The following is a 6,108-nucleotide window of genomic DNA, read 5'->3' as shown; positions in this document are numbered from 1 at the left end:
CGGATCGGCTATCTGGGCTTCCTGAAAGACGACCGACAGGCCGACATCTATGCCCGCCACTGCACCGGCGCCGGTTCGACCTTTTCGCTCTACCTCAAAGGCGGTGAGCGGGAGGCGTTCGCGTTCCTCGACGCACTCAAGATCGCCAAGCTGGCGGTCAGCCTGGGTGGAACCGAGACGCTGGCATCGGCCCCGGCGGCGATGACGCACCTGTCGGTGCCCGATGCGCGCAAGGCGGCGCTGGGTATCACCGACAATCTGGTTCGCATCTCGATCGGCGTGGAGGATGCCGACGACCTGATCGCCGATTTCGAACAGGCGCTCGAACAAGTCTGATTGCAGGCTCGTCCGCATCGCCATATCCCGGTTGATGAATCAGATATGATCGCAATCAGGAGAGGTTATGTTCAAATCATTCGTCATCGCGGCGCTAATGCTGTCTGCGGCACCGCTGGCAGCGCAACAGGCCGAAAAGCCCGAACCGGCGACCACGCCCGGTTCGGGCCGCTGGCCTGCACAGTTCGAATCGCTGCCCGCCCTGCCCGATCATGTCGTCTATCGCCCGCAATCGCTGGATCGGCTGGGAGGCCGCAAGCTGGGCGTCTATGTATTCGGCAACGGTGCGTGCAGCGCCGACGGCACCAGTTCGCGCAATCACCTGCTCGACATCGCCTCGCACGGCTATCTGGCGATCGCGCCCGGCACAATCCCCGCCGATGACAAGCCGGTGGCCGAGGGTGCCCGACCGGCTGGACAATTGACCGCATCCACTCCCGCCAGCGCGCTCAAGGTCGCAATCGACTGGGCCGTGGCGGAAAATGAGCGGGTGGGCAGCCCCCTGCGCGGGCGAATCGACATCAGCCGCATCGCGATTTCCGGCTTCAGTTGCGGTGGACTGCAGGCACTGATGAACGCAGCCGACCCGCGCGTTAAAACCATCGTCGTGATGAACAGCGGCGTGTTCAACGACGGCGCGCGCGCCATCAACGGCGTCGACGTGACCAAAAGCGCGGTCGAAGGGCTGCGGAAACCCGCGCTCTATGTGCTGGGCGGGCCAAGCGACATCGCCTATGAAAACGGCATGGACGATTACCGCCGCCTGACGGGTATCCCGGCGGCGGTGGTCAATATCCCCGTCGGGCACGGCGGCACCTATATGCAGCCAAACGGCGGCATCGCGGCAGAGGTCGTCAGCGCCTGGCTCGAATGGCAGCTATGGGGCGACACGACGGCAGCGGCGAAGTTCGAGGGCGCCGGTTGCGGATTTTGCACCGACAAGCGCCTGACGATCGAGCGCAAGAACATCGACTGACCGGGCGGCTGGAGCGGGTAGCGGGAATCGAACCCGCATATTCAGCTTGGAAGGCTGCTGCACTACCATTGTGCTATACCCGCCCGTTCACGATCGCCGGGGCGAGCGCGTCGATTAGCCGCGCCGCGTTCGCCCCGCAAGTCCCATGCTTTATCGCGTCGGCACCGGCTCAGGCCCGGTCCAGTCGTAAAAGCCGCGCCCGCATTTCTTGCCGACCCAGCCCGCCTCGACATATTTGACCAGCAGCGGCGCGGGGCGGAACTTGGGGTCGCCCGTCCCCTCGAACAGCACGCGGCAGATGTCCAGACAGGTGTCCAGACCGATGAAGTCGGCCAGCGTCAGCGGTCCCATCGGGTGATTGAGGCCCAGCCGGACGGCGGTGTCGATGTCGCGCACACTCGCCACGCCTTCCCCCAGCGCGAAGCACGCTTCGTTGAGCATGGGCAGCAGCACGCGGTTGACGATGAAGCCCGGCGCATCATTGGCATGGACGATTTCCTTGCCCAGCTTTCGCCCGAACGCCTCGACCGCATCGACGGTGGCGTCGGCGGTGGCGAGGCCGCGGATCAGTTCGATCAGGCCCATGACGGGCACCGGATTGAAGAAGTGCACGCCCATGAACCGCGCCGGATCGGGCGATGCCTGTGCCAAGCGGGTAATGGGGATGGAGGAGGTGTTGGACGCGAGGATCGCAGTGTCGGACAACACCTTGCCCACGGCCTCGAAAATCTGGCGCTTGATCGCCTCGCGCTCGGTCGCGGCTTCGATCACCAGTTCGCATGGGGCCATGGCGGATACATCGTCGACGCACTCGATCCGGTCGAGCGCGGCGTCGCGGTCGGCGGCGCTGATCTTTTCCTTGTCGACCGCGCGGGCCAGTTGCTTGGCGATGCCTGCCTTGCCCTGTTCGGCGCGCGCCTTGTCCACGTCGGACAACAGCACGCGGTAGCCCGACTGTGCCGACACCTGGGCGATCCCCGCCCCCATCTGGCCCGCGCCGATCACGCCAACGGTCTGCATCGCATCACTCCCGAATATTTACGCATTGCTCCAAGCCTCTAACGGGTCGACGATAGGCTGGCTATGCCGTCGCTGATCCTTGCCGCCGCCCTGATGCTGTCCCCCGCCTTGCCGAATGGCGCGCCGCGCCCCGGCGCGCTTCGGACCTTTCGCGACTGGGCGGTCGGTTGCGACAATGTCGCCAGTTGCAAGGCCGTGGCGCTGGCACCGCAGGACGCCGCCGATGCGTGGCCGCGCCTGCTGCTCGCGATCGAGCGAGACAGCGATGGTTCGACGCAGGTCTCGCTGTCCGGCGAGGATGTTGGCGACGCCGCGATCGACATTGACGGCGCGGCCACCCCGCAAGCGATCGGCAAGGGAGGGTTGTCCGGTGCACCGGCCACCAAGCTGATCGTGTTCGTGTTCGTGTTCGTGGCCGAGGGCGAAGCTGCGCCCCGTCCTGCGCTGATCGACGCACCCAGCGGCATGGGACCGGCAAGAGACGCGCCGTCCCAACGATCGTCAACGGCGGCTTCGAGAGCGGCGTGCTCGCCAGCTATGCCAAGGGGCGCGGTATCGGCGATTGCGGCGTCAGCCAGCGTTTCATCTGGGACGGCCCACGTTTCCGCCTGATCGAGCAGGCGGAAATGAGCGAATGCCGCGGCAGCATCGACTATATCACCACGTGGCGCGCGATGCCGGTGCGTTAGGGCGCGGTTTCGGGCGCGCGCGCCTCGGCCAGGATCAGCGCGAACCAGCCCTTTGGATCGTTCCATTCCGCAACCGGCGTCCAGCCGCCCGACCGCAGCAGGACACGCGTGCCACGCTCGCCATATTTATGGCTGTTCTCGGTGTGGATCGTCTCGCCCGCCGTCATGCTGAACGGGCGGCCATCGACCGTGAACGCAACGTCGCGGGTCGCTTCCAGATGCATCTCGATCCGCGAGGCAGCATCATTCCACACTGCCTTGTGGCGGAACGCATCGACCGGGACCGTGCCGCCCAGTTCGCGATTGATCCGTTCCAACAGGTTCAGGTTGAACGCCGCCGTCACGCCCGCGGCGTCGTCATAGGCCGGCACCAGCACATCCTCACCCTTGACCCGGTCGATGCCGATCAACAGCATCGACCCTTCACCCATGCTGGCGCGCATCGCCCGCAACAGGTCGGTCGCGGCATAGGGCGTCATGTTACCGATGGTCGAACCGGGAAAGAAACCCAGCTTGGCCATGTCCGCCACCGCCGGGGGCAGCGGCACCGGGTGCATGAAATTGGCCTCGACCGGATGCACCGGCAGGTCGGGGAAAAGCGCCGACAATTCGGCGGCCGACGCGCGCAGGAAATCACCCGAAATGTCGATCGGCACATAAGCGCCCGGCTCGATGCAATCGAGCAGCCGCGGCGTCTTGGTCGAGGAACCCGATCCGAACTCGATCACCGCCCGGCCCGGCTCGACCCGGATGCCCATGTCGCGGCACGCATCGTCCAGCAGCGCGATTTCAGTGCGGGTCGGATAATATTCAGGCAAATCGGTGATCGCCTCGAACAACTCCGAGCCGCGCCGGTCGTAAAACCAGCGGGCTGGGATCGCGCGCGGGCGGGCGCTCAGGCCGTTCAGCACATCGGCGCGAAACGCCGGGTCGGCCAGGCTCGCCTGACCATCCTCGATTTCGGGCTTCAGCATGTCAAAGGTCCTTTGCCAGTCGCACGCCGGTGAATTGCCAACGCTGATGGGGATAGAAAAAGTTGCGATAGCTGGCACGCACATGGCCGCGGGGCGTCGCGCACGACCCGCCGCGCAGAATGAACTGCCCGCTCATGAACTTGCCATTATATTCGCCGACCGCTCCCTCTGCCGCGCGGAAACCCGGATAGGGACGATAGGCACTGCCCGTCCATTCCCACACATCGCCGAAAAAAGCGGGGCCGCCGGTCGACGGACGCGGCTCGACCGGGCCGGCGTCGTCCATCTGATTGCCGCTGGCCGGATCGTGCGTGGCGGCGGCGCATTCCCATTCGGCCTCGGTCGGCAGGCGTGCGCCCGCCCAACTGGCATAGGCGTCGGCCTCGTAAAAGCTGACATGGGTGACCGGGGCAGCGGGGTCGATCGCGCGGCGACCATCAAGGCCAAAGCGCGTCCAGCCTTCCTCGCCCTGCGCCCAGTAAAGCGGTGCCTCGACCCCATCGGCCTTGACCCATGCCCAGCCGTCGGACAGCCAGTGTCGCGCATCGCGATAACCGCCATCCGCGATGAACGCGGCCCATTCGCCATTTGTGACGGTGCGGTCGGCGACGGCGTGCGGCGACAACAGCGTGGCATGGCGCGGGCCTTCGCAATCGAAAGCAAACCCGGCCCCTTCATGGCCGATCTCGCACACTTCGGCCGCGCCGGGCATCCAGTTGATGGCTGGCGGCATTTCGACCGGTTGCTTGCGAGCAGGCGTCCAGATCGCCGGTTCGCACGGGTTCTCGGAAAAAACATGCAATATGTCGGTGACAAGCAGTTCCTGATGCTGTTGTTCGTGGTTGCAGCCAAGCTCGATCAGATCGACGATCGCTGGCGGCAGCGTGTCGAAGGCATCGAGGACAGCGGCCGTCACCGCTGCGCGATACGCCAGCACTTCATCCAGACTGGGGCGGGTTATCATGCCGCGCCGGTGCCGCGCATGGCGTGCGCCCTCCGCCTCGTAATAACTGTTGAACAGAAACGGGAATCGCGCGTCATGCAGCGTGTAGCCGGGCACATGGTCGCGCAGGATAAACGTTTCGAAAAACCATGTCGTATGCGCCAGATGCCATTTGGCGGGTGACGCATCGGCCATTGACTGCACCGTGGTGTCAGCATCGCTGAGCGGCGCAACCAGCGCTTCGCTCAAGGCCCGAGTCCGGACGAACATGCGCGCCGTTTCATGCGCGGCAACGGGCTGGCAGCGGGGGTGCAAAACGTCTCTCCCGAACATCGGGACCTGGCGCCAGACAGCGTGTCAGACGATCAGCGCGATGCCCCCGGAACCCACAGAACGTCTCCACTGCCCATTTTGTTCAACGATCGCGCTACAACAAAAAGCAGGTCCGACAATCGGTTAATATAGATCAAGCCCAGTGGATTCAGCGCGCGCGTCGTCGCGGCGGCCACCATGCTGCGCTCGGCACGTCGCACGGTTGCGCGGGCGACATGCATGGCGGCGGCAACGGCGCTACCGCCGGGCAGGATGAAACTGGTCAGCGGTGACAGGTCGGCGTTCACGCGGTCGATCAACCCCTCGACCCGTGAAACCTGTCCGGTCGTAACCCGCAGCGCGTGTTCGGGTTCGACCTCAGGATGCCACGGCGTCGCCAGATCGGCGCCCAGGTCGAACAGTTCGTTCTGCACCATCGACAAGGCCTCGCGAAGCGGCCCCGCTTCCATCAACACGATCGCGACGCCCAGCGCCGAATTGGCCTCGTCCACGTCGCCGATCGCGGCCATCAGCGCATCGGCCTTGGACACGCGTGAGCCGTCTGACAGGCCGGTGGTGCCGCCATCGCCGGTGCGCGTGTAGATCTTGTTCAGCTTGACCAAGGGTTCAGGTCTGGCCAGCGGCAAACATGATGATGACGACGATCAGCACCGCCAGCGCCTGAAAGAACACGCGGAACTGCATCATCCTGTTCGACTTGATCGACGATGCCGACGGGCCGTCGCCTTTCAGTTCGGCCTCCGTCGTCCGCAGAAAAGCGATGATGCCGCGCACCAGCGCGACGACGGTCGCGATCATCGCGGCGACGAGCAGGATGACGAGAAAGATGTTCATGAC

General features: G+C 65.1%; 8 protein-coding genes and 1 tRNA gene. 3 read left to right on the top strand and 6 right to left on the bottom strand.

Going from position 1 to position 6,108, the window contains the following annotated elements; all coding sequences use genetic code 11:
* Window positions 1-336 (top strand): PLP-dependent transferase (locus VL973_RS13540; RefSeq protein ID WP_325284552.1); only part of this gene is annotated, 336 nt, incomplete at its 5' end.
* Between the two features lie 97 nt (window positions 337-433).
* Window positions 434-1,312: a poly(ethylene terephthalate) hydrolase family protein gene (locus VL973_RS13535; RefSeq protein ID WP_325284551.1), complete on the top strand. Its 879-nt coding sequence runs from the start codon at window positions 434-436 to the stop codon at window positions 1,310-1,312.
* A gap of 9 nt (window positions 1,313-1,321) precedes the next feature.
* On the opposite strand, the gene VL973_RS13530 is transcribed toward VL973_RS13535, so the two are convergent.
* Together VL973_RS13530 and VL973_RS13525 are read right to left on the bottom strand one after the other, a co-directional pair.
* Window positions 1,322-1,395 (bottom strand) — tRNA-Gly (locus VL973_RS13530).
* A 67-nt stretch (window positions 1,396-1,462) separates the two neighbouring features.
* Complete coding sequence (locus VL973_RS13525; RefSeq protein WP_325284550.1) at window positions 1,463-2,332, bottom strand: 3-hydroxybutyryl-CoA dehydrogenase; 870 nt, start codon at window positions 2,330-2,332, stop codon at window positions 1,463-1,465.
* 524 nt (window positions 2,333-2,856) lie between these two features.
* On the opposite strand from VL973_RS13525, the gene VL973_RS13520 reads away from it, so the two are divergent.
* On the top strand, window positions 2,857-3,021 hold the full coding sequence (locus tag VL973_RS13520; protein ID WP_325284549.1) for a DUF1176 domain-containing protein: 165 nt from the start codon (window positions 2,857-2,859) through the stop codon (window positions 3,019-3,021).
* Here the strand turns inward: VL973_RS13520 and egtD are convergent.
* The 4 genes from egtD to VL973_RS13500 form a co-directional block, all read right to left on the bottom strand.
* On the bottom strand, window positions 3,018-3,995 hold the full coding sequence (egtD, locus tag VL973_RS13515; RefSeq protein ID WP_325284548.1) for an L-histidine N(alpha)-methyltransferase: 978 nt from the start codon (window positions 3,993-3,995) through the stop codon (window positions 3,018-3,020). The two genes, VL973_RS13520 and egtD, sit on opposite strands and share 4 nt — an antisense overlap.
* A 1-nt stretch (window position 3,996) precedes the next feature.
* On the bottom strand, window positions 3,997-5,208 hold the full coding sequence (egtB, locus tag VL973_RS13510; RefSeq protein ID WP_325284547.1) for an ergothioneine biosynthesis protein EgtB: 1,212 nt from the start codon (window positions 5,206-5,208) through the stop codon (window positions 3,997-3,999).
* 95 nt (window positions 5,209-5,303) lie between these two features.
* A complete protein-coding gene (locus VL973_RS13505) occupies window positions 5,304-5,873 on the bottom strand; it encodes a cob(I)yrinic acid a,c-diamide adenosyltransferase (protein WP_325284546.1) in 570 nt (189 codons plus the stop codon).
* Between the two features lie 4 nt (window positions 5,874-5,877).
* Window positions 5,878-6,105, bottom strand: coding sequence for a twin transmembrane helix small protein (locus tag VL973_RS13500; protein WP_325284545.1), 228 nt, complete (start codon window positions 6,103-6,105; stop codon window positions 5,878-5,880).
* Window positions 6,106-6,108: the final 3 nt, after the last annotated feature.

This window comes from Sphingomonas sp. (assembly GCF_035490575.1).
Lineage (GTDB): Bacteria > Pseudomonadota > Alphaproteobacteria > Sphingomonadales > Sphingomonadaceae > Sphingomonas.
The sequence above is the reverse complement of the archived record's forward strand: the minus strand, read 5'-3'. Positions and strand labels throughout refer to the sequence as shown.

Bases quoted from the DNA above. Each gene is read 5' to 3' on its own strand.
- VL973_RS13525 (WP_325284550.1), bottom strand. From the start codon at position 2,332: ATGCAGACCGTTGGCGTGATCGGCGCGGGCCAGATGGGGGCGGGGATC.
- VL973_RS13500 (WP_325284545.1), bottom strand. From the start codon at position 6,105: ATGAACATCTTTCTCGTCATCCTGCTCGTCGCCGCGATGATCGCGACC.
- egtD (WP_325284548.1), bottom strand. From the start codon at position 3,995: ATGCTGAAGCCCGAAATCGAGGATGGTCAGGCGAGCCTGGCCGACCCG.
- egtB (WP_325284547.1), bottom strand. From the start codon at position 5,208: ATGTTCGTCCGGACTCGGGCCTTGAGCGAAGCGCTGGTTGCGCCGCTC.
- VL973_RS13535 (WP_325284551.1), top strand. From the start codon at position 434: ATGCTGTCTGCGGCACCGCTGGCAGCGCAACAGGCCGAAAAGCCCGAA.